A 21671-nucleotide genomic window follows, 5' to 3' on the forward strand; every position below is an offset into this window, starting at 1 on the left:
TTACAATTTAAATACTTCCATCCCTTTTTCTAATTTTTCTGCAATCTGATCCAGTTTATTCATGGCTTCGGACAGTGTATTGACAGCCTTGGCCTGTTGTTTCATCGCTTCTGCGATTTCGTTCATTTGCTTCGCTACTTCTACCATTGATCTGCTTGCGTTGTCCATGGCGCTGCTCATTTCTTCAGCCGCCGCGCTCTGCTCTTCAGCTATTGCTGCGAGATTTTGAATCTGCGACACTATGCTGGATATTCCCTGAGCTATCCTGTCAAACTGGCTCGCTACAACCTCCGCACTGCTGCTTATGTTCTCCACTGCCTGCACCGTTCCTCTCGTCTCTTCGTTCGCTTTCACCACTTCCTGGCTGATCTGATTCAATATCTGCCCTATTTTTTCCGTCGCACTCTTGCTCTCTTCTGCAAGTTTTCTTATTTCATCCGCCACAACTGCGAATCCTCTTCCCGCTTCTCCCGCTCTCGCCGCCTCTATTGCCGCGTTCAAGGCGAGAAGGTTCGTCTGCTCTGCTATCGAGTTGATCGTATCGAGTATCTGTCCTATGTTCCTTGCGTGTTCGTTCAACTCCTCTACAACACTTGCTGTTTGTTCTGCCCTGCTTCTTGCCTGTTTTATCATCTCGACTATTTCTTTGATGGCCTTCTCACCTTCTTTTGCTGATTCGCTGACCTGTGTAGATTTTTCTGAGAGATCCTGAGCTGCTCTGGAAACGTTTTGAGCGCTCGCTGCTACTTCCTCAACCCCACTCGTCAATTCCTGAATCGATGCCGATGTGTTACTCACGTTCGATTCTACATTTTCCACCCGCGATGTTACTTCCTCGATAGTTGAGCTGACTTCCTGAGCTACGGAAGCTACACTTTCTGCGTTTCGTTTTATTTCAGATGAATTGTTCTTTATGTTTAAAGCTATTTCTCTGAGGGATTTAACCATATGTGTTAGAGCATTTCCAAGTTTTCCGATCTCATCCTTTGAATTGAGCTGGATTTCGACAGTCAAATCACCTCCAGCAATCTTATCTGAGATAGATGCAAGGTGTTTGAGCGGTTCCGAAATATATCTTCTCGACATGAAGAGCGCAAAGACTATTGCAGCAACCAAAGAAACAAGAGTGATGGTTATAAGAACCACCGTGGATTCTTTCACTTCGCTGTAAACGATTTCTTCTGGTACCACGATAGCGTATATCCAGCCGTTCGGTAGTTTTTTGTACCCAGTTCTTCTTGGAATACCATCGAACACGTATCCAAACACGCCGCTTTCCGATCCTGCATGCCACTTTTTAAAGAAATCCGTGTCTTTTATGTTTTCGCCTATGTAATCCTTTTTGCTGTGAAGAGTGATAGTACCATTTTCATCGACAAGAGCGCTCATATATCCCTTTTCTACACCTTTTTTGAAGAGCTCATCAACCAGTTTTGAACAGTCAAAATCAAGGCCAAGAACACCTACGATTTCCTGACCGATCTGGACCGCTTTTGCGATTGTTATGATGGTTTTTCCAGTTGAAGCATCCGCGTAAGGATCGGTGATGACGATTTTACCTAACTTAGCAACTGCGTCTTTGTACCATGGTCTCACCCTTGGATCGTATCCTTCTGGAAGTTCTTGCTCTGGAACCAAATACATCCTTCCATCTTTCAAACCTACATAGACATTCATAACGTTTGGGTAGCTCTTCAGAACTTTCTCGAACAAGCTTTTCACATCTTCTTCGTTGGTTTCATCCCTGTACAGATTGATCACACCCTCATCGCGGGAAAGCAAATCCACAAGTTGTGTGTGAGCCTGTAAGAAGTTCCACAGTGCATCGGCGCTTCCTTCTGACTGGGTCAGAAGGTTCATATCAGTTTGTTCCAGCATCTTGCTTCTAATCGTTATCGTACTCAAAGTACCAACAAACGTTATACCTGCACCAAGTATCAGCACTATGATCATAATTTTCCAGAAAACAGGTAAGTTTTTCACGGCAACACCTCCTTTGCGTAAAATTATAACTGCAGTTCATTGTATTTTCATCTGCTACCCGTCTGCCTAGGAACAAGAGACTTTATCCACTCGACAAAAGCGGGATAATTCCTCGTCTGGACATAAATTCTTCCTGGGCCTGTGAAGGTACACACCAGACCTTCTCCACCGAAGAGTGTGGATTTCAGGCCACCAAATGTTCTGACGTTCCACTTCACCGTTCCATCGAACGCCACGACATGTCCTGTGTCAACGGTAAACTCCTCTCCCGACTGAAGTTCTATAGATTTTATTCCTCCAAATGAAGAAACGGCCACATCACCGTGACCAACGAATTTCAAGAGAAATATTCCTTCACCAGAGAAGAATGACTTCAAACCACCGAATGAAACGTCCATTTCCACCGAAGGATCACATGCCAGGAAAGAAGTCGATTGAACGTAGAGGATGTCTTTCAGAGGTATCACGTCTATATCTCCCGGAAGCTGAGGAGCCAGACCGACTTCACTTTCTCCGCGGGAGATGTACGTGTTCATGAAAAAGTTCTCCCCGCCCAAAATGGCTCTTTTGAGGGCTTTCCAGACACCTCCCGTTGCTGAAGTGTTAACTTCGATGGGGTCCTTTCATGTAAACCATCGCACCCGGTTCTACCACAACACTCTCCCCAATCGAAAGAAACACCTTCAAAAGAGCGTAGCTACCTTTCAGTACGATTTCGTACTTCACCCTTTCCCCTCCTTCTGTAAAACTCACAGTGATTCTTCAGAAAGCACTCTTCACACAGAGGATTCTGCGGTTTGCAGATTCTTCTTCCGAATTCGACCATAGAACCGTTGATCGGCCCCCAGAGATCTTCCGGGAGCAATTTCTTGAGGGCTTCTTCTGTTTCTTCCGGTGTTCTTGTCTTCACCCAACCCAGTCTGTTGCTGATTCTGTGAACATGCGTATCAACCGCGAGGGCAGGTTTTCTGAAACCCACCCACAGCACTATGTTCGCTGTTTTTCTTCCCACACCGGGAAGTTTGAGCAGTTCTTCCAGCGAATCGGGAACTCTTCCGCCGTACCTTTCCACGAGGATCCTGGATATCTCCACGATTCTCGCGGCTTTTTGCCTGTACATCCCGGACTCCTTTATCAAATTGTAGAGATCCTCTGGTTTTGCCTTTGCGAGTTCCTGCGGTGTTCTGTAAACTTCGAAGAGCTTCTTCGACGCTTTCTCTGTGTTCTCGTCGCGCGTTCTCTGGCTCAGGACAGTGGAGATGAGAACTCTGAATGGATCCGTTTCTTTGTGGTTCCTTGGAAATCGCTTCACGATTTCTCTTGCCAGCTCTTCTATCAAAGTACCACCTCACAGTTTTTCCATGAGACTCCTGTAAGCAACGTAGGTTTCGAAGAGGTCCGCCTTCGAGGAGATTTCAAAAGGAGAGTGCATTCCGAGAAGGGCAGGTCCCATATCGATCACATCGGATCCTCTCTCAGCAAAGAACTTGGCAATTGTTCCTCCTCCGCCCTGGTCCACCTTCCCGAGGGTGGCCACCTGCCAGATGACTCCCTGTTCGTTCAGCACTTTTCTCACACGAGCTACAAATTCAGCGTGCGCGTCGTTCGTGGAGTATTTTCCCCTTGCACCCGTGTACTTCACAAGAGCAACTCCGTATCCCAGTTTCGGAGCGTTGTGAAGATCGTGGACATCTTTGTAAGGAGGATTCACGGCAGCGCACACATCTCCGGAGATGACAGAGGTATTCTCAAGAACTTCATCGAGCACGAACTCCGAATCTTTCGCACCCTGCATTTTCAGAATTTGTCTGAGGGCTTTCAAGTAGAATCTGGCTTTTGCTCCCGTGTTTCCGTCGCTTCCTATTTCTTCCTTGTCGAAGAAGATCACACCTATCGATTTTTCGGAATTTGCAGACAGAAGCGCTCGAAGAGCTGTGTAGGCACATATCCTGTCGTCCTGTCCATACGCTCCTATGAGACTTCTGTCTATTCCTACCTCTCTCGGTGAGAAAACAGGAACCACTTCTATCTCACCGCTCACGAAGTCCTCTTCGGTGATACCGTACATCTCGTTCAAAATCTTGAGAACGTTCGTCTTCACCGCTTCTTTTTCTTCTCCACTGAGGGGGATCGTTCCGGCTATGAGCATGAGGTTTTCTCCTTTGAACTTCTCAGAGATCTTCGCGTCTTCCTTGTCGAGATGCGGAAGAAGATCTGGAATCGTGAAGACGGGATCCTCCGGTTTATCCCCTATGTGAATCTCTATCTCCGTTCCATCGTTTTTGAAGAGAACACCGTGTATTTCAAGAGGAATGCTCAGCCAGTGATACTTCTTTATTCCTCCGTAGTAGTGTGTTTTGAACAGGGCTATTTGTTCGTCTTCTATCAACGGATTGGGTTTGAAATCCAGCCTCGGAGAATCTATGTGCGCAACCACAAGGTTCAGACCTCTTTTCAGGTCATCCACCACACGAAAGGCGGCGATGGCTTTTCCCCGGTTCACAGCGTAAACTGTCATGTTCATGGGATCCCCCGCGAAGTCTTCAAGAGGAACGAATCCCGATTCGTCGAGGATTCTCTTGATTTCTTTCACCGTCATCCTTTCGGTTTTTGCTTTGCTCATGAATTCTATGTACTCTTTCGAAAAGGCTTCTATCTCCTTCTTCTTCCTGTGGTGCCAGACGTTTTTCCTTTCCATTTTCATCAAACCACCTCCGTTTTGTAAGGCTTCATTTTAACTCCCTCAAAGACAACCTCTTCCCCTGAAAGATTGTGAAACACCTTCAAAGAATGCTGATCATCGTAGAGTCTGTACACAAGGAACTTGTCCTCTTTGCACAAAAATTCGAGCTTTGCCCGATCGATCCACTGGTTTTCCTTTCTGAATCTCGTCCATCCCAGCGTGTGTGAAAGAATCGAATCGGGATCTTTCTTCTGGTATTCCACAGAGACACCAGAGAAAGGCCCGTTGTACGCGGGCCACTTCCAGAAGGTCTGTCCCTCAACGCACATACTCTCATTCCACGGAAACGGATCCAGAACGACTTCTGTGTTCGGTTTCTGGTAAATTCCTTTCATTCCAAGCTCATCCCCATAGAACACGAGAGGAACTCCCGGGAGAGTGAAAAGAATGGAAATCGAAAGTTTGATCTTTTCTTTGCTGAAGCCTCCTTCAAAGCTTGCAAGCCTTGACATGTCGTGATTCGAAGTAAAATTCACCGGGAGGTAGTCTTTGCCGACAACGGCCCTTTCGATCGACTCTATCAGAACTCTTGTGTTCTCTTTCCATACAGCTTCCTTTATACAGTGGGATGTGTCAAAGTTGAGCATGTAGCCAAATATTCTGCCGTGTTCATCCACCATTCTGGCCTCTGCCCATATTTCCGCGAGGAAGATGCCCTTCAAATCGGAAAGAAAGTACTTCCAGAAGCGAACGTTCTGTTCGATCGTGTCCCTCATGTGCTTTGCTGCGTCGAACCTGAAACCATCCACTCCCATATCAAGAAGGTGGAGAACCAGCTTTTTCATTTCATCGAATACCTGTGGGTTGTCGTAGTTCAAATCGGGTGAAAAAGGTCCAAAGAGTCCTCTGTAGAACCTTCCATCTTCCAGGGGATGCCAGATCTTTTCTCCATCCCACTCTCTTCTCTCGTCCAGATCCGTCTCTTTGTTTGCCCATACGTAGTAATCTCTGTAGTGTGGATCTCCTTTCAGCGCCTTCTGGAACCACGTGTGGAGAAAGCCTGTGTGATGGATGGGAAGGTCAAGAACGACTTTTATTCCGCTGTCGTGGAACGCCTCGAGCATCTCTTTGAACTCTCTCACGCTACCGTACTCAGCTTTGAAAGAATAAAAATCCACCACGTCGTACCCGTGAAAAGATATGGAGGAAAAAAACAGGCATGAGCCAGACAAAGTCAATCCCCAGTTCTTTCAGGTAGGAAACAGCGTTTTTCAATCCCCTGAAATCTCCCACACCGTCGAGGTTTCCATCCCTGAAAGATCTCACGTAGATCTGATAGCCTATCATCCCTCTATCCTCCTTGGCTCAACAAGAATGGTTTTGTAGTTCGTGTATATCACCATACCGGGTTTGAACCCCTTAGGTTTTCTTACATATTTTATAAACGTGTAATCGACCGACACTTTCCCGGAGTTTTTTCCCTTCGAGTAACCGGCTGCGAGACTCGCCGCATACTCCACGACTTCCTGAGGCACCTCCTTTCCTTCTGTCTTCACCACAACGTGAGCTCCCGGCATTTCATGAGCGTGGAACCACAGGTCCTCCTTCGAGGAAGTTCTCACGAGTTCATCGTTCTGTTTGTTGTTTCTTCCTATGAGAATTTTGAATCCGCCGTAGTACACCTCTCTGAAACGGGTTTTCTTTGATTTTTGTTTTTCGTTTTCCTCTCTTTCAGGAGTCCAAATTCTCTCATTTCTTCTTCTATCTCTTCGAGTGTTTCCAGATCTTCCGCGTCTTCGATCGTCTGCCACAGCTGATAGAGATACTCTTTTTCCCGCTGTATCTCTTCGAGCCGTTTTTCTACCTGTTCTTTCTTTCTCTGCAGTTTTTTGTAGGTATTGTAGAACTTCTGAGCCGTCTGGGCAGGATCTTTTCCCACATCCACAACGATCTTTTCGTTTGTCTCCCAGTCCGTGAGTTCGACCTCTCCGGATTTTCCCTTTATACTCCAGAGGTTCTGAACGATGAGATCGCCGAGTTTTTTGTATCTTTCGGCTTTCTCTGCTTCGGAAAGTTCCCTCGAAAGTTTTTCTTCAAGATCCTCCAGATCTTCAATTCTATTCACAACCACTTTGATAAAACGATTTTTGGTGTTTTCAAAGGTGGATTTTTCTTCTTTCCATCTCACAAATTCGTTGATACCCTCGGAGGGTTTTTCAAAGTACCTTTCTTTGGGGCCCAGCATGGTGAACCTGAAGGCAGAAACTTCCACAGGGTGTGAAGCTTCGTAATAAACAAACACCCCCGGGAGTTCCAGCTCCTTTTTTATCTCCTCAAGAACTTCGAGTATCTTCCCTCGAATCACAGACCTCCACGGAGTATTCAGCTCGTAGCCGGTTCTGTGGATCAACTCCTCCACGGAGGCGGGAGAAAAGCCTTCAAGAAGTGAAAGGAGAACGTTTCGAATCGTTTTTTCACTCTCTGGGGGAAGTTCTTTCAATTCAAAAATAGATAACTTTCCAGAGGGAAAAATCACGAACTCCCTTCCGGGGAGGATTTCTCTCTTTTTCGTTACAATGCGTCTGTGTGCGTCAACGATTCTCCCGTCTCTGACCAGTATCATGTTCGAGTGGATCCCCATTATTTCGATGTAGAGATCTTTTTGAACGATTCCCTCTATCTCATCGAATTTCTCGAAGGAAAACCGCAGTGTTCTGTCCATCCCAATTTGTTCTACCTTTAGAAGTTTCGCACCTTTCAGTTCCTTTCTCAGAAGCATCGTGAACGAAGAGGGCATCTTCTCCGATGCCTCTTCTTTTTCAGCGATCGTTACATGGGAAACATCGGGTCTCAAACACACCCGAACGGTCGCACTTCTGAAAAGAAAATAATAATCAACCGTTGTTGGTTGATAGATCTGCCTCAAGTGTTCTCCTTCGAGTTCCTTTAACTCTCTGACTGCTTTGTGCAGAAGCAACCCATCGAAGGGCATATCAATCGACCTCTATACCGAATTTTTCTATGATCTCAAACACTTTCTTTATATCCTCCGCGTGCTCTTCGTTTCCACCGGGGGTTTCCAGGATCCACGGAACTTCCTGGATCTCTTTGAAGGAGAAAAACACGGCAAAACCTTCTTCACCTATGAATCCGCTTCCTATTCTTTCGTGTCTGTCTTTTGCCGCTCCGAGGGGGTATTTAGAATCGTTCAGGTGTATCATCTTGAGTCTTTCCAGGCCAAACAGGGTTTCTATTTCGTTTAGCAAGGCTTCGACACCCTCCTTTTTTGTGATGTCGTATCCAGAGTCGAACCCGTGACACGTATCGTAGGTGACAGCCACACGGTCTTTTTGATCGACGAGATCTCTGATCTTCTTTAGCTGTTCCAATTTGTATCCGATATTTCCTCCTTTTTGTGAAACGTTCTCAAGGAGAATTACCACACCTTCGGTGTTGTTCAGCACTTCGTTCAGTCCTCTTACTATTCTGTCTATTCCCTCTTCCTCTCCTGTCCCGAGATGGCTTCCGGGGTGAATGTTCAGATACCTTATACCCAGCTTTCTGCAAATTTCCACTTCTTTTTTCAAAAGTTCAACGGATTTCTGCCAGATGTCCTCCTTTGGACTGGCAAGGTTTATGAGGTATCCACTGTGACAGAACGCATTTTCCCAGTCGATACCGTTTTTTTCATTTCCCTTTTGAATTTCGTGGCGACCTCGTCAGAAGGGAGTTTTGCACCCCAGGACCGGGCGTTGTGCGGGAAGATCTGGAAGGAGTTCCCCCCAATGTTCACTGTGTCTTGTGGTACCCTGTCAAATCCTTTCGAGATGGGCATGTGAGCTCCTATTTTTATCATGCTTCTTACCCCTTTCCCGCGGTGATATAATGAAACAGTGCATGGAGGTGACATCGTGTGGATCACCGCACTCGTTGTTCTCGGATTCACTCTATATTCATTTTACACCTGGGCGTTTCTTGTTCGTCACAGAAAGATCATCTCGTACATAGAAAGGGATATTTTGGAGTTGGAAGAAAGAGAGAAGCTCTTCAGAAGAGAAGTTGCCTCAGGAAATGACTTTGTCAAAGAAAAATACGAGAAAATTCTGAAGCTCCTTGAAAGGGCCAAGGAAGACTACAACTTTGAGGTAGAGAAATTCAACAGGAAACTCAAATCACCTCTTTATTTCATACCTGCAAAGCTTTTTGGAGAGGTTCCCTTGGAGAAGAAAGATTAAATTTTCTTTTTGCGCTCTTTCCATATCTTTTCCGCCTCTTCTAAGGAAATCTTTTCTTCCCAGAACAGCCAGGGCTTCCTGTGTGAGATCTTTTCCACCACCTTCTGAATGGCACTTTCAAGGTCTATTCCGTAATCTCTCTGTGCCACTGCTGCCACGAGAAGCGCGTCGTAGATGAGATCTCCTATCTCTTCCTCGAGATTTACGAGGTCGTTTTTCTTCACAGCTTCAGCGACTTCTTCTATTTCAGAAGCGAGGGCTTCAAGCAGAGTTTCAATGCTCTGTTTCTCTAACCAAGGGCACTTTCTCAAACTTCTTTCGATGATTTCAAGAAGTCTCTCTACCATCCCTTGACCTCCTCCCAATCCCCTGAAGGGGATGGGACTTTTGGTGGCTCTCAGGCCACCTTCCATGGAGCCAAAGATGCTCCATGGCCACAGAGGTGTGGATGAAACCTCACACCTCTGACGGGGGCCAAGCCCGCTACTACCTGGCCTGTGCCAGGATACCTTTTCCAGATGTTGATTGCTCCAACTCCGTCCCTGTGATACTCAAAACCACAGGCTTTGCAGTGGTATCTTCTTCCATTCGGCTTGTTCTTTGCACCACAGACAGGACACGTCTTGCTTGTATTCGCTTCTGAGATGAGTTTCACTTCGATTCCGAACTGCTCTGCTTTGTACCTTATCATCTCGATGAGTTTTCTGAACTGCCACTGGTGGATCTTCTGGTTCGCGTTGTCGCTGTAGTCCGCTCTTTCTCTGATCCCTGTGACGTCTCCTATCACGATGGTTCTGATTTGTTTTCTGAGGCACAGTCCGATGAAGTTGCTTGTGATCTTGTGCATGATGTCGTTGATCTGGTTTCTGAGCCGTCTCAGGACTCTTTTCTTTGCACGAACAAGCTTGTTGTACCTTCTTGATCCCTTCTTGCACTCTGCTATGGCAGACTGAAAACTTGCAAGGCGTTTGTTTCGATAGCGAAGAGTGCTGCTGAGGACTCCTCCGTGGTAGCTGATGACTTCTTTTCCATCAAAGCACGTAATGGGACGGAGCACTCCAAGGTCGACCGCCATAACACCAGAGCCAGCATTCTTCTCTTCAATCTCCACCTCTATCGCAAGGTGGAGATAGTATCCATCTTCAAAGACAAGTCTTGCCTGTTTGATGCGAAGGGGAGGTTTGAGAGGTGTTTGTACAACAAATGATTCTCGTTCTTTGCCCAAAGACAGTCTTAGGGTACCGTCTGGCAGAAGTTTTACAGCGCTTTCTTTCCATATGAACGGCAGATAGCGTTTTTTCTTGTAGGGAGGTTTTGCATCTGGATTCTTTTTGGTTGCTTTGAAGTACCCTTTGAGGGCTTGAAAGTAGAGCTGAACAAATGCCTGCTTTGAGTGGACGTGGATTTTGATGTTTTCTGCCCAGCGGAGGATGTATTTGTCTGCGGCAGGCCAGGACAGCCAGAAGCCTTTCTTTTGGTGTATCTTTCGCACAAGTAGACATCGTTTTGTTGTAGATTCTTGCTGCAGTGCGGTTGAGTTCTTCGCATGTTTGACTCAGGTGTCCTGGTACGGCGAGTTTGTAGGTTCGTATCACACGTCTTGACATTCCTCGATGTACCTCCTGATAGTTTCTTCAGAAACATTACCGGCTGTTCCAACGTAGTAACTTCGAGCCCAAAGGCCCTCTTTGGTTCTAAGCTCTGGAAATTTCTCCAGCAGTTTCCTCGCTGAAACGCCCTTGAACAGGTTTGCTATCTCAGCCGGTGAAAATCTTGGAGGCGCCGATACAAACAAATGAACATGATCAGGCTGAATAGAGAGGGCCAGTATTTCTATTCCGTGTTGTTTTGCTGTGTTGCGGAGTATTCGTTCAAGTTCTTCAGCTATGGAGCCGACCAGGATTTTTCTGCGGTATTTAGGTATCCACACAAAATGATAGTTCAGATTATAATGACTCCACCTTGTCTTCTTGATATGCATACCTATCACCACATTCAATTATATCATAAGATAATTAACACCACAACAAACCTATCCCCCTGAAGGGGGATAGTAAGTGGTTGGGGTTCTGTCATTCTATTTGCTTTTAGAATCAGCTCTTTTGTTTCCATGCTCAAAATTTCTTTCAATTTCATCACGCTCCTAAATTCGATGAATTCTATAATATATTATAGGAAGTTCTTAAAATTTGCATCACAAAAAGGAGGTGAGAGTATGAAAATCGGATTCCTCAGCAGATGGGGTGCCACGTGCGGTGTGGGGATGCACGCAGAGATACTTGCAAGAGAGTTCATCAGAATGGGACACGAAGTTGTGGTCTTTGCACCAACAGAAGAGAGTGCCAGCAAGGAAGTTAAATACTACAAAAGAACGGAAGCCCAGGATCCGGAGTTCGTGAAGAGAGAGATCTACACGGAAGTGGACAACGTAACAGAGGAGGGCTGGGTGAAAGAAGAAGAGATTTTAAAGGAAAACCTGGACCTGCTCATAATAGAAACCTTCTGGAGAGTTCCGGTAAAACCACTCACCAGGCTCATAGAAAAGCTGAAGATTCCGGTTATTTCCGTTTTCCATGAAGCAAACATCTTCAAAGCAAGAGAAGTGGTGAAACTGCCCTGCGATAAAATCGTGGTTTTCGATAGAAGGTTTTACGATGAGATTCTGGAGTTTTACGAGATCCCCCGGGAAAAGGTCGAAGTGATCAGCTACCCGGTTATGAAACCCTACGATGTGGAACCAGAAAGACCCGTCAGTGAAGACAAGTTCCTGTTCTTTTCGTTTGGAAGACAACCCGTCGAAGAATACTGTGACTTCCTCAACGCCCTGAAAAAACTCAGAAAGAGATTCGACAACGTTCACTACTGGATCATCAGGTCAGATGGAAGGGTGGATTACGAGGCTGAGTGGATCACTCAGTGGCAGAAAAGACCAACCGTCGAAAAACTCTACAGTTATCTGAAGGGATCGAACGTACACCTTCTACCAAAAGGAAACACTCCGAACGTTGTTGTGTCTTCTACCCTGTATCAGATCATAGCGAGTGAAACCCCCATCGTCATAAGAGACAGTAGATTCGTTGAAACCATAGAGACCGACGCGTACGGATTCGGCCCCATCGTGAAGTACAGAAATATTCACGATCTGGTTCACAAGCTCGAGCTTTTGATGCTGGACAGAGAGCAGGTCGAGGATATCAAGAAAGAAGTGAGGGTTTTTGTGGAAAAGTACGGCGGTGACAAGATCGCTCAGGAATTCCTGGATCTTGCAAAGACCATCACCAAATGAGGGGGTAGCCTCCTCATTTTTTCACCAGCACCCTTATAACCCCGGGGATTATTGAAAAGAAAATCTTCTTGGCCCAGAAAGATTCACCATCGAATTCCACCGGTTCATCTCTTTGAAACTCCACCACCACCTTTTTCGCCTGATAACCCTCCACCCCGGGATGTTCCAACAGCTTTCCGTTGAACACCCTGTGCAGGTTAGCCAGGATTCTCAACTTTCCTATGTCGTTTATCACTGTCACAGCAAGAAGGCCGTCGTCTGGCACAGCGTGGGGAAGTTGGTTCATGCCTCCTCCATTGTATTTACAGATCCCAACGTTCATGGAGAAAACCCTCTTCTCCCACACCTTTTCATCGATCTGGATCCTGGCAGTAGGGGGATCGTATTCGATGATAGAGGAGAAAATCCTCGAGAAGTAAGAAACGCGGTTCTTCCTCTTGAGAAGGTTGGTCCTGTAGGTCACAAATCCGTCGAAGAAAAGGCCTGCAACATTCACGAACGCGCGCTTTTCTATCTCTCCGCTCGCTTTTTCGTATTCACCTACTCCCAGATCCTGAACGAATTCTTTTCCATCTTTCAATGTTTTGATCGCTTCTTCGATCTCAAGAGAAACGCCGATCGTTCTCGCCCAGTCTTTGCCGCTTCCGAACGGTATCCACCCGAAGACAACTTCTCTTAAATCGTATCCGTTCAAGAAGATCCCGTTTACCACCTCGTTTACCGTTCCATCTCCACCGAACGCTGCTATTCTTCTGTATCCCTCTTTGAAAGCCTTCTTTGAAATTTCCATCGCGTGACCTGGCCTTTCTGTGAAGGCAACCTTGTGATCTATCCCGTGTTTCTTCAGAAGATCTTCGACCCTGTCCCAGATTTTTCCAGCTCTTCCTCCACCCGCAGCGGGATTGTAGATCAGGAATACCATGTTCATCCCCTTCCGATCAGAGCAAGCAGAATAGATACAGCAAAGGCTCCAAGACTCACAGAGAGAAACTGCCATCCTTTTTTATCGTAGAACTTTTTCTTTTGATTCTGCTTCTTCTTTATAGCACGTGTTCCAAGATCGAAAAACACTATCGCGATGAACAAAAGTCCAAAACCGGCAAAGAACAGAAAATCCGATACAAATCTCAAAGTCTCACCTCCGCAGGGGATATTCTACCAAAAAAAGGGCAGGAAATCCCTGCCCTTCTTTAGTGTTTCTGATTCCTTTACTCAATAAGGCTTCAAGGATTCTTTATAGATTGCTTCCACCAGATTCTCATCTACTTTCATTGGTGCCAAATTCAGCAGAAGATCTAATGCAGGAGTTTCAAAAGCAAGCCTTACAAGTTTAGGGATGTCTTTTTCAGAAAATCCAACATCCGCCAGTTTCTCTTTGACACCCAAGTTAAAAATCCACTGTTCAAGTTTTGAAGCAGCTTCTTCCGCTTCATTCGGTCTTCCTTTTAAATCAGGAATTATAGGCTGATATACGTAAGCAAGTATTTGTGGTTTCGCTTTATATGTGTATTTAAAAACAGCTGGAAGCAGCATAGCAAGTCCCAAACCATGAGGAAGATCGGGTTTGATAGCACTCAGCGGATGTTCAAGAGCATGCGTGAGATGTAGCATACCATTATCGAAAGAGATACCTGCTATTGCAGAAGCATACATCAGGAAGTAACGCGCTTCTAAGTTATCAGGTTTTTTGAGAACCTCGGGTAAGTATTCAGATATCAATTCCACAGTATTTCTTGCAAGATTTATTGAAAATGGATTTCCTAAAGAAGTTGTAGCTGCTTCTGTGATATGATTCAGTGCATCAAGAGAGGTATAAATACTTTGTTTTTCTGGAAGACTTTTAGTTAGCTCTGGATCATCGATAGAGAAGGTTGGATAAATGCAATCATAGGCTATTGGTGGTTTGTATTCTTTTTCCAGAATAGATGCCACTGCAAATCTATCGACTTCTGTTCCTGTACCATGTGTTGTGTTTATGGCAATTATGGGTTTTGCTTTTTCGGGTATGAACTTTTGTTCATACAATTCTTCAGCTGTTTTTTCAGGATACTCAAGTAATATTGCGACACTTTTTGCAGTGTCGATGGGGCTTCCTCCGCCTATTCCTATCACGGCTTGAGCGTTTATTTCAAGCGCTTTTTTTGTAGCCTCGTTTATCTGTTCGGTTGTGGGATTTGGTGTCACATCATCATAAACTACGTATTCTATACCTCTCTTTTCCAAAGCAGGCTTCACTTTATCCCATGCACCTGTAACTTTGTACGCAACTTTGTCACTAACAACTACCACAGACTTTATACCTCTTTCCTTCAGAAAATCCAGTATATCCTCGATTTTAGCTAATGCACCCGCCCCAAAGTAACAAGTCGTTTTTGTTCTTATTTGATGTTAATCTCTTTGGACCACATAATCTATCACCTCCTGATTTTCATTGTACCCGGACTTTCTTCATTGTGAATTTCATAACAATTACATTTGTGAAAATTTTCTCACACGACTATTCTCACCTCGTATCCCTTTGCGATCAACACCCTCTCTATCTCTTCAACGTGTTTTTCATCGACCGTCTCAAGCTCGAGCTCTATTTTGGCAAAACCAATGGGAACTTCCTTTGCGGAGCGATTGTGAAAAACGGAAAGGACGTTTGCGCCGAGTTCCGCCACTATCCCGAGAAGCTCTTTCAGGGCACCAGGTCTGTCCATCACGAACGTTTCTATGAACACTTTCCTTCCGCTCTTCACGAGTCCTTTGTTTATGATTCTGTCTATCATGTTCACATCTATGTTGCCGCCGCTTATCACGATCGCTACCTTCTTTCCCTTCACATCCAGTTTGTTCAAAACAGCGGCCACCCCCACTGCTCCTGCACCTTCAGCAACCACCTTTGCTTGCTCAAGAAGGAAAAGGATGGCATCCGCTATTTCTTCTTCGTTCACCACGACCATCTCATCGACGTACTTCTTCACCAGCTCGAAGGTCAGGTCACCGGGCTTTTTCACGGCTATTCCATCGGCAAGCGTGGGTTTACCCTCGACCCGCTCTGCCCTGCCCCTTCTCAGTGAAGCGATCATGGAAGGCATGTTCTCCGTTTGAACGCCTATTACTTTAACCTCAGGATTCATCGATTTGATCGCAACGGATACTCCCGAAATCAAACCACCTCCACCAACGGGCACTACCACCACTTCCACATCCGGAAGATCTTCCATTATTTCCAACCCTATGGTTCCCTGCCCAGCGATGACATGAGGATCGTTGAAGGGATGCACAAAAACCGCACCTATTTTCTCCTGTATTCTGAGAGCTGCTTCGTAGGCCTCATCAAAGATGTTCCCCTCAAGAATCACTTGAGCTCCAAGATTCCTCGTTTTGGTGATTTTAGAAAGAGGAGCGTACTTCGGCATCACGATGGTAGCGGGAATACCGAAGATTTGAGCAGCAAGTGCCACTCCCTGCGCGTGGTTTCCAGCGGACGCGGCAACGACTCCTCTCTTTCTTTCCTCTTCGCTCAGGTGGGCTATTTTATTGTACGCTCCCCTTATTTTGAACGAACCGGTCTTCTGGAGATTTTCCATCTTCAGGTAGATCTCTCCACCTGTCACTTCGCTCAGAACAGAGCTGTAAGCAAGAGCGGTCCTGTGCACCACATTCTTCAGCGTTCTTTGGGCTTCTTTTATATCCTCGAGTGTGATCACGAGAAACACCTCCCGGTTTTCTGAGCAACCACAGTTTTAATCTTACTCCAGGCCCGAACTCGTTTGAAAGAAGGAGTTTCTCATTTTGCTTGTGAGAAATTCACGTTTTTTCACAAAAAAGGCATAGAATTTTATCGTCAAACAATCGAAAAAGGAGGTATTTGTATGAAAAATCTCTTCGTGGTGCTGTTGTCTCTCGTTTCTGTGCTGAGCTTTTCTGTTTCTCTGAATGATGTTCTTCAAACCGCTCTTGCAAGCAGTACAGATTATCAAATCGCGCAGATCAACTTAGAATCCGCGACGATGGACTACGAAAAAGCAAAACTCGAAGCAACGAACAAGAGATCAGAACTCTCCGCAGAACTCAGCTACTACAACAACCTTCAAAGCTACAGAAACTCGCTGAAATCCGCTTATCAAGATGTTCTGGGAAGGATTTTCAATCTCCTGACCGCTGACCTTTCCTACGAAATCGCACAGCTGAACTTCGAAAACGCCCAGGAAGACTACAAAACCAGTCAGGAGCTTTTCAAGAAGAATCTCATTTCCGAGAACGACCTGAAAGATTCAGAGCTCACCCTCGAAGAAGCCAGCAACAACCTCCTTTCCGCCCAAAAAGACCTTGAAGAAGCCCAAAAAGATTATGAGGAGATCTTCAGCGTGGAAGTGAGTGAAATAGAGCTTCCTCTCATCGATTATCAGAACCTTGTGAGTGAAGACGAATACCTCGACAATCTTTCTTCCGTCAAGATCGCGGAGCTGAACATGAAGATCGCTGAATACGATCTCAACAACCTCTCCGCTTCCGCTTCGAAGTACGAACAGAAAAAGGCAGAGCTGAATTACAAGAAATCAAAGATGAACTACGACGAAGCTTTGAAAGAAGCAAAAGACAGCTATAAGAGCACCCTCGATTCTCTGGAAATCGCCTTCTTGAATTTGAAAGTACTGAAAGAAAAGGTTGACCTCAACGAGAACATCCTCAAAGATTACCAGGAAAGATACGAAAAGGGACTGATCTCAAAGAAAGAACTGAACACCCAGAAGATCAATCTTCTCAACACCAAAAAGAACTACTTCAATTCGCTACGCAGCTACTACACTTCGATCGTGAACTTCCTGATAGACGCTGGAAAAGAAGTCTCCTTTTGAAGAAGGTGGTAAGAAATGAAACGATTTTTTCTGGTTTTTCTCCTTGTTCCGGTTTTCCTCGTGGGGAACGTCTTCGATCTGTTCGAGGAGAACCTGAAAAATTCGTCCGGTTACTGGTCGAGTGTGGAAAAGTTCAAAGAAGCACAGCTCAACTACAAACGTTACACAAACTTCTGGAATCCTGAGATATCCGTTTCATTGGGGAAGACAGGTATCACCATAACAGAGGATGGTATCTCTGATTTCTCAATATCTCCAATTGTCAACTTTGTAAACATCTACGGATTCGAGCTCGGACTTTCCTTTCCGATCTCCGTGAACACTGACGACTGGTCTTTTAACTTCGAAGGAACACAGCTCAGTGTGTCCAGAAATCTCAAAACGGAATACACAGTGGACAAGTTGAAGACTGAGGCAAACTACCTTTCCAGCAAGTATTCTTTGAAATCCACAAAGAACAGCATTTTCATCCAGACCGTCCAGGACATATTCGACTGGTACTACTACACAAAGAAGATCGAGATACTCTCGCAGAGACTTCAGGTGTTGAACGAAAAACTCAGCAAGGCAAAAGATGACGACGAAAAGAAAGCTCTGGAAAAGCAGATACTCTCCACTGAACAAACCCTGAGAAGCGCAGAATACAGTCTTCAGACGATTCAAACAAAGAACATCGACGAAGAAGTGTATCAGAAAACAAGAAAGTTTCTCGAGGGGGTCACTCTGCCGGCCACCACTCTGGAGTACAGAGAAGACCTGAAAGCTCTGGAGCTTCAAAAGAAAGCCGAAGAGATAGAAAAGAAAACATGGTTTCTTCCGTATCTTCCGGATCTGACGTTCTCGTTCAACTACGACTTCGAAGAGAACGAGTGGTCGATCGGAATAGGATTTCAGATGACGCTCTGGGACTTTGGAGAAAGAAAACTGGAAGCAGAGAAAAGAAAATCCCAGCTGGTTTCTCTGGAATATCAGGAAAAGGTGCGAAACATAGAAAACTCGTTGAGCCAAGAGCTTGTCAACATTGCCAATCTCGAGTCTCAGCTGAGACAAAAAGAAATCGAACTGGAAGATCTGGAGGAAAGCTCCAAAACAAACGATCAGCTTTTCAGGAAAGGCTTCCTGAGTGAAGAAGACTACACTCTCTCGAAACTCGACTACGTGGAAGGAACTCTCGAGAAAGAAAATCTGGAAAATTCATTGATTCTGGAAAAACTGAAATACATAAGCATCTTAGGATACGATCTTGAGAAATTCCTCAAGGAAGGTGATCAGAATTGAAAAAGTGGATAACCCTGCTGATCATAGCAGTACTGGTGGTCCTGGTGATCGTTGTGATCTTTTTGAACAGAGCCAGTGCCCAGACCGTTTCTGAAAAAGACGCCACTTCAACACAGGCTCCTGTCTATCTCACCTACACTGTGACGAAAGAGAATGAAACTGTAGAAATAGTGGGTCAGGTCACCGCCGATACGAAGAAAGTCACTTCCAAAGTATCTGGAGACGTTCTGGAAATTTACGTGGAAGAGGGAGATGTGGTTCAGGTAGGTCAGAAAATAGCAAAGATAGACGACACAGATTATCAAATCAGTTATCTTTCCGCTCTCAACAGCTACAAAACTTCTCCCACCGAGATCAACCGTTTGAATCTGGAGAAAGCAAAAGAGAACCTGGAGAACACAACGGTGGTTTCGCCTGTGAATGGAGTAGTTCAATCGGTCAATGTGGATGTGGGAGACAGTGTGTCGGTTGGTACCAGCATAGTCACTATAGTGGAAACAGATACCCTCAGAGTAGAAGGTTCCATCAGTGAATACGACCTCAAGAACGTTAAAGAAGGAATGAAGGCTGTCTTCACCTTCGAACAGCTTGGCCTCACCCTGACCGGAAAGGTGAAAAGAATCAGTCCTGTTGCGGAAACGTCCGGTGGAGTTACCGTGATACCGGTGGAGTTTTCTTTCGATCAGATACCTCCCAGCTTAGTGATACCTGGTCTCACGTGCGACGTGGAAATAATCATCAAAGAAGCTACAAGTTCTTTCTTTGTACCAAAAGAAGCGGTCAGTCAGGATCAAAACGGTTACTACGTGATGAAACAAACACCCCAAGGACCTCAAAAGGTGTATGTTGAGGTGGGTGAAGAGCTGAACGATAAGATAGAAATCAAAAAGGGTGTTTCCGAAGGAGACGTTTTGCTTCTCATCCCGTCACAGCAGGAAATCCAGAGACTTCGAACAAGACAAGGTCTTCCAATGTTCGGCCCCGGAGGGGGACGAGCAAGATGAAAAAGGTGATGGAGCTTGTCGATGTGTGGAAAATATATGACCTGGGTGAGGTGAAGGTCGAGGCTCTTCGTGGTGTTTCTTTCGAGGTGTTCGAAGGAGAATACGTGATCATAATAGGACCATCTGGAAGCGGAAAGTCTACACTCCTTCACATTCTTGGATGTCTCGATCGTCCTACAAAGGGAAAGGTACTCATAGAAGGAGAAGAGGTTTCGAGGATGGGTGATCGAAGGCTCGCGCAGGTTAGAAACAGGAAAATAGGCTTTGTCTTTCAGAGTTACAACCTTCTTCCCCGTCTCACCGCTTTGGAAAATGTGGAGCTTCCAATGATCTACGCGGGTGTACCGGCGAAGGAGAGAAAAAGGAGGGCAAAAGAGCTTCTGGAATTGGTCGGTCTGGGAGACAGACTCCATCACCGGCCGAATCAGCTTTCAGGAGGTCAGCAGCAAAGAGTTGCGATAGCGAGGGCTCTGGCAAACGATCCTGTCTTCATCCTCGCAGACGAACCAACGGGAAATCTGGACACAAAAACTGGCGAAGAGATACTGGAGCTGTTCAGAAAACTCCACGAGATGGGAAAAACGCTGGTTGTTGTGACTCACAACCTCGAGATGGTGGACGAAGGAACGTGCATCGTGAGAATCAGAGATGGAAAAATCGAAGGTGTAGAACGTCGAGGTGTTGTGTATGGAGATACTTAAAGAGGTTCTGAGATCACTTCTTGCCAACAAGATGAGAACGTTTCTATCGATGCTCGGTATTGTGATCGGAGTGACCGCCGTTATCATGGTGATGTCTCTTGGGGCAGGTATGAAAGAAAGCGTGACAGAGAGGCTCACTTCGCTTGGATCGAACATCATCATGATCACACCTGGATTCACTGGAGGAAGAGGAGGTACGATCGCTCAATCGGTGGAATCGCTCGAGGAAGACGATGTAGAAGATATCCTGAAGATGTGCCCGAGTGTTGACAAAGCGATCGGTCTTGTGAATGGAAGTTTCCTTGTTCAGTACAGAGAGACAAACACCAGATCTAACGTGTACTCTGCACCAGCTGATATTTTCCACATTTTGAATCTGAAAGTCTCTTCTGGAAGGACCTTCTCCCAGGAGGACAACACTGCCAACGTCGCGATCATCGGACAAGAAGTGGCGTACAACCTGTTCGGAAACGAAAATCCTCTGGGCAAAAAGATTTACCTCGTTCAGGGAAATAGAAAACTCGTCTTTGAAATCATTGGAATCTTCGAAAGAACCGGTAGCATTCTCATGTTCAACCCAGACAACATGATTCTGATCCCCTATGAAACGGGAAAATTCAGGGTCTTCCAGACACACGGGAAGGTTTCCATGATACTCGCAACAAGTAAATCCGCGGATGTTGCTCAAAGGGCAGTCATGGAGATAGATCACCTGCTCTACACAAAGTTTCACGAGGAAGAAAGTTACTACAACATCATCAATCAGCAAGCCATCTTGAACGTGGTCTCTGAGAGTGTGTCTATCATCAACCTTGTTCTCGTTGCAATCGCCGTTGTGTCGCTGATCGTTGGTGGTATCGGTATCATGAACATCATGCTCGTCTCTGTTGTTGAAAGAACCAGGGAAATAGGTATAAAGATGGCTATAGGAGCATCAAGACTCAGAATTCTTTTGGAGTTTCTTGTGGAAAGCGTTGTGATCACATTCGTTGCTGGTGCCATAGGTGTTGCTCTGGGTATCTTAGGTTCGAACACGATAGTTAACACCTTTGGCAGTCAGTACGGATTGAAAGCCGTGATAGATCCGCTCTCTGTGATTGTTGCATTTGGAGTTTCGGCAAGCGTTGGATTGTTCTTTGGGTTCTATCCCGCATACAGAGCCTCCAGACTGAGTCCAATAGAAGCCCTGAGGTACGAGTAATTTAACCGGATAGCGGAAACACAAAAACAAACATTTGCCCCGAAAGGGGCATTTTTTGTTTTGTATCAGATTTCCATGCCTCTAAGGAAGTATTGAAACTTAAGATGTCTATACCGGGCATTCTACAAAACAGCGTTTCCATACCTCTAAGGAACTATTGAAACAATTTGAGCCCGGGGAGGAGGATTTCGAATGGCTACGTTTCCATACCTCTAAGGAACTATTGAAACGGGTAGAAGTTCCTGTTAATAGAGCTCAAGCCACACTGTTTCCATACCTCTAAGGAACTATTGAAACCAACTGGACGAACTCGCCGAAAGTCATAAAATGCAGTTTCCATACCTCTAAGGAACTATTGAAACTCATCCCTCTGTAGATGAAAAATCTCAGAAAGCTCAGTTTCCATACCTCTAAGGAACTATTGAAACTAGGTTGGGTGGTGTAGAATTTGAC

At 45.5% G+C, this 21671-nt stretch carries 18 protein-coding genes, 4 pseudogenes and 1 CRISPR repeat array (1 of these 23 only partly in view); of the genes and pseudogenes, 7 read left to right on the forward strand and 15 right to left on the reverse strand.

Features of this window, described 5'->3' with window-relative positions; translation table 11 throughout:
• The 8 genes and pseudogenes from CELL2_RS02820 to CELL2_RS02855 all read right to left on the reverse strand — a co-directional run bounded on the left by CELL2_RS02820 (position 1) and on the right by CELL2_RS02855 (position 8522).
• Positions 1-1983 carry a methyl-accepting chemotaxis protein gene (locus CELL2_RS02820; RefSeq protein WP_038033526.1) on the reverse strand — a complete coding sequence of 661 codons (1983 nt, stop codon included), beginning with the start codon at positions 1981-1983 and terminating at the stop codon, positions 1-3.
• 47 nt (positions 1984-2030) lie between these two features.
• Positions 2031-2709 (reverse strand): annotated as a pseudogene (locus tag CELL2_RS02825) (TIGR00266 family protein).
• Positions 2681-3322 carry an endonuclease III gene (gene nth / locus CELL2_RS02830; protein ID WP_011943175.1) on the reverse strand — a complete coding sequence of 214 codons (642 nt, stop codon included), beginning with the start codon at positions 3320-3322 and terminating at the stop codon, positions 2681-2683. Before nth ends, CELL2_RS02825 begins: the two are co-directional and overlap by 29 nt.
• A 9-nt stretch (positions 3323-3331) precedes the next feature.
• On the reverse strand, positions 3332-4687 hold the full coding sequence (locus tag CELL2_RS02835) for an aminopeptidase (protein ID WP_012310620.1): 1356 nt from the start codon (positions 4685-4687) through the stop codon (positions 3332-3334).
• Positions 4687-6013 (reverse strand): annotated as a pseudogene (gene mgt, locus CELL2_RS02840) (4-alpha-glucanotransferase). The gene CELL2_RS02835 and the pseudogene mgt overlap by 1 nt, the downstream one beginning before the upstream one ends.
• Positions 6010-6348, reverse strand: coding sequence for an NFACT RNA binding domain-containing protein (locus CELL2_RS09525; protein WP_039446202.1), 339 nt, complete (start codon positions 6346-6348; stop codon positions 6010-6012). Before CELL2_RS09525 ends, mgt begins: the two are co-directional and overlap by 4 nt.
• Positions 6318-7658 (reverse strand): NFACT family protein, encoded by a 1341-nt coding sequence (locus tag CELL2_RS02850; protein ID WP_039446203.1) that lies wholly within the window; start codon positions 7656-7658, stop codon positions 6318-6320. Before CELL2_RS02850 ends, CELL2_RS09525 begins: the two co-directional genes overlap by 31 nt.
• Before the next feature lies 1 nt (position 7659).
• Positions 7660-8522 (reverse strand): annotated as a pseudogene (locus CELL2_RS02855) (deoxyribonuclease IV).
• A gap of 55 nt (positions 8523-8577) precedes the next feature.
• On the opposite strand from CELL2_RS02855, the gene CELL2_RS02860 reads away from it, so the two are divergent.
• Positions 8578-8901 carry a hypothetical protein gene (locus CELL2_RS02860; protein WP_012310624.1) on the forward strand — a complete coding sequence of 108 codons (324 nt, stop codon included), beginning with the start codon at positions 8578-8580 and terminating at the stop codon, positions 8899-8901.
• Here the strand turns inward: CELL2_RS02860 and CELL2_RS02865 are convergent.
• The 3 genes and pseudogenes from CELL2_RS02865 to tnpA form a co-directional block, all read right to left on the reverse strand.
• Entirely contained in the window at positions 8898-9248 is a 351-nt protein-coding gene (locus CELL2_RS02865; protein ID WP_012310625.1) for a MazG nucleotide pyrophosphohydrolase domain-containing protein, read from the reverse strand. The two genes, CELL2_RS02860 and CELL2_RS02865, sit on opposite strands and share 4 nt — an antisense overlap.
• Positions 9249-9298: 50 nt before the next feature.
• Positions 9299-10508, reverse strand: a pseudogene (locus CELL2_RS02870) (RNA-guided endonuclease InsQ/TnpB family protein).
• Positions 10493-10882: an IS200/IS605 family transposase gene (gene tnpA / locus CELL2_RS02875; RefSeq protein WP_039446189.1), complete on the reverse strand. Its 390-nt coding sequence runs from the start codon at positions 10880-10882 to the stop codon at positions 10493-10495. The pseudogene CELL2_RS02870 and the gene tnpA overlap by 16 nt, the downstream one beginning before the upstream one ends.
• A 234-nt stretch (positions 10883-11116) precedes the next feature.
• Between tnpA and mds the strand changes: the two genes are divergently transcribed.
• On the forward strand, positions 11117-12187 hold the full coding sequence (mds, locus tag CELL2_RS02880; protein ID WP_011943183.1) for a GDP-mannose:di-myo-inositol-1,3'-phosphate beta-1,2-mannosyltransferase: 1071 nt from the start codon (positions 11117-11119) through the stop codon (positions 12185-12187).
• Positions 12188-12200: 13 nt separating this feature from the next.
• On the opposite strand, the gene CELL2_RS02885 is transcribed toward mds, so the two are convergent.
• The 4 genes from CELL2_RS02885 to ilvA all read right to left on the reverse strand — a co-directional run bounded on the left by CELL2_RS02885 (position 12201) and on the right by ilvA (position 15882).
• The gene (locus CELL2_RS02885; protein WP_038033490.1) at positions 12201-13109 is read right to left on the reverse strand and encodes a diacylglycerol kinase family protein; all 909 of its coding nucleotides are present in this window, start codon (positions 13107-13109) and stop codon (positions 12201-12203) included.
• A gap of 2 nt (positions 13110-13111) precedes the next feature.
• A complete protein-coding gene (locus CELL2_RS02890) occupies positions 13112-13318 on the reverse strand; it encodes a hypothetical protein (protein WP_004083158.1) in 207 nt (68 codons plus the stop codon).
• Between the two features lie 81 nt (positions 13319-13399).
• Positions 13400-14569, reverse strand: a complete 1170-nt coding sequence (locus tag CELL2_RS02895) for an iron-containing alcohol dehydrogenase (protein WP_128080910.1) — start codon at positions 14567-14569, stop codon at positions 13400-13402.
• A 107-nt stretch (positions 14570-14676) separates the two neighbouring features.
• Positions 14677-15882 carry a threonine ammonia-lyase gene (gene ilvA / locus CELL2_RS02900; RefSeq protein WP_039446204.1) on the reverse strand — a complete coding sequence of 402 codons (1206 nt, stop codon included), beginning with the start codon at positions 15880-15882 and terminating at the stop codon, positions 14677-14679.
• 165 nt (positions 15883-16047) lie between these two features.
• Between ilvA and CELL2_RS02905 the strand changes: the two genes are divergently transcribed.
• Genes CELL2_RS02905 through CELL2_RS02925 form a run of 5 tightly spaced genes read left to right on the forward strand, consistent with a single transcriptional unit; the run spans position 16048 to position 21218 of the window.
• The gene (locus CELL2_RS02905; RefSeq protein ID WP_011943187.1) at positions 16048-17034 is read left to right on the forward strand and encodes a TolC family protein; all 987 of its coding nucleotides are present in this window, start codon (positions 16048-16050) and stop codon (positions 17032-17034) included.
• Positions 17035-17049: 15 nt separating this feature from the next.
• Positions 17050-18312, forward strand: coding sequence for a TolC family protein (locus CELL2_RS02910; protein WP_038033486.1), 1263 nt, complete (start codon positions 17050-17052; stop codon positions 18310-18312).
• The gene (locus CELL2_RS02915; protein ID WP_012310631.1) at positions 18309-19316 is read left to right on the forward strand and encodes an efflux RND transporter periplasmic adaptor subunit; all 1008 of its coding nucleotides are present in this window, start codon (positions 18309-18311) and stop codon (positions 19314-19316) included. The genes CELL2_RS02910 and CELL2_RS02915 overlap by 4 nt, the downstream gene beginning before the upstream one ends.
• Positions 19313-20017, forward strand: a complete 705-nt coding sequence (locus CELL2_RS02920; RefSeq protein WP_008193575.1) for an ABC transporter ATP-binding protein — start codon at positions 19313-19315, stop codon at positions 20015-20017. Before CELL2_RS02915 ends, CELL2_RS02920 begins: the two co-directional genes overlap by 4 nt.
• Positions 20004-21218, forward strand: a complete 1215-nt coding sequence (locus tag CELL2_RS02925; protein ID WP_038033483.1) for an ABC transporter permease — start codon at positions 20004-20006, stop codon at positions 21216-21218. Before CELL2_RS02920 ends, CELL2_RS02925 begins: the two co-directional genes overlap by 14 nt.
• 69 nt (positions 21219-21287) lie before the next feature.
• Positions 21288-21671: a CRISPR direct-repeat array (repeat unit 30 nt; unit sequence GTTTCCATACCTCTAAGGAACTATTGAAAC) (it continues 375 nt past the right edge of the window).

The sequence above is a fragment of the Thermotoga sp. Cell2 genome, from assembly GCF_000789375.1.
GTDB lineage: Bacteria > Thermotogota > Thermotogae > Thermotogales > Thermotogaceae > Thermotoga > Thermotoga petrophila.

What these genes read in the sequence shown, in the direction of transcription:
- CELL2_RS02835 (WP_012310620.1), bottom strand. Translation starts at nt 4,687, where the DNA reads ATGAAAATGGAAAGGAAAAACGTCTGGCACCACAGGAAGAAGAAGGAG.
- CELL2_RS02850 (WP_039446203.1), bottom strand. Translation starts at nt 7,658, where the DNA reads ATGCCCTTCGATGGGTTGCTTCTGCACAAAGCAGTCAGAGAGTTAAAG.
- CELL2_RS02865 (WP_012310625.1), bottom strand. Translation starts at nt 9,248, where the DNA reads ATGGTAGAGAGACTTCTTGAAATCATCGAAAGAAGTTTGAGAAAGTGC.
- tnpA (WP_039446189.1), bottom strand. Translation starts at nt 10,882, where the DNA reads ATGCATATCAAGAAGACAAGGTGGAGTCATTATAATCTGAACTATCAT.
- mds (WP_011943183.1), top strand. Translation starts at nt 11,117, where the DNA reads ATGAAAATCGGATTCCTCAGCAGATGGGGTGCCACGTGCGGTGTGGGG.
- CELL2_RS02885 (WP_038033490.1), bottom strand. Translation starts at nt 13,109, where the DNA reads ATGGTATTCCTGATCTACAATCCCGCTGCGGGTGGAGGAAGAGCTGGA.
- CELL2_RS02905 (WP_011943187.1), top strand. Translation starts at nt 16,048, where the DNA reads ATGAAAAATCTCTTCGTGGTGCTGTTGTCTCTCGTTTCTGTGCTGAGC.
- CELL2_RS02910 (WP_038033486.1), top strand. Translation starts at nt 17,050, where the DNA reads ATGAAACGATTTTTTCTGGTTTTTCTCCTTGTTCCGGTTTTCCTCGTG.
- CELL2_RS02920 (WP_008193575.1), top strand. Translation starts at nt 19,313, where the DNA reads ATGAAAAAGGTGATGGAGCTTGTCGATGTGTGGAAAATATATGACCTG.
- CELL2_RS02925 (WP_038033483.1), top strand. Translation starts at nt 20,004, where the DNA reads ATGGAGATACTTAAAGAGGTTCTGAGATCACTTCTTGCCAACAAGATG.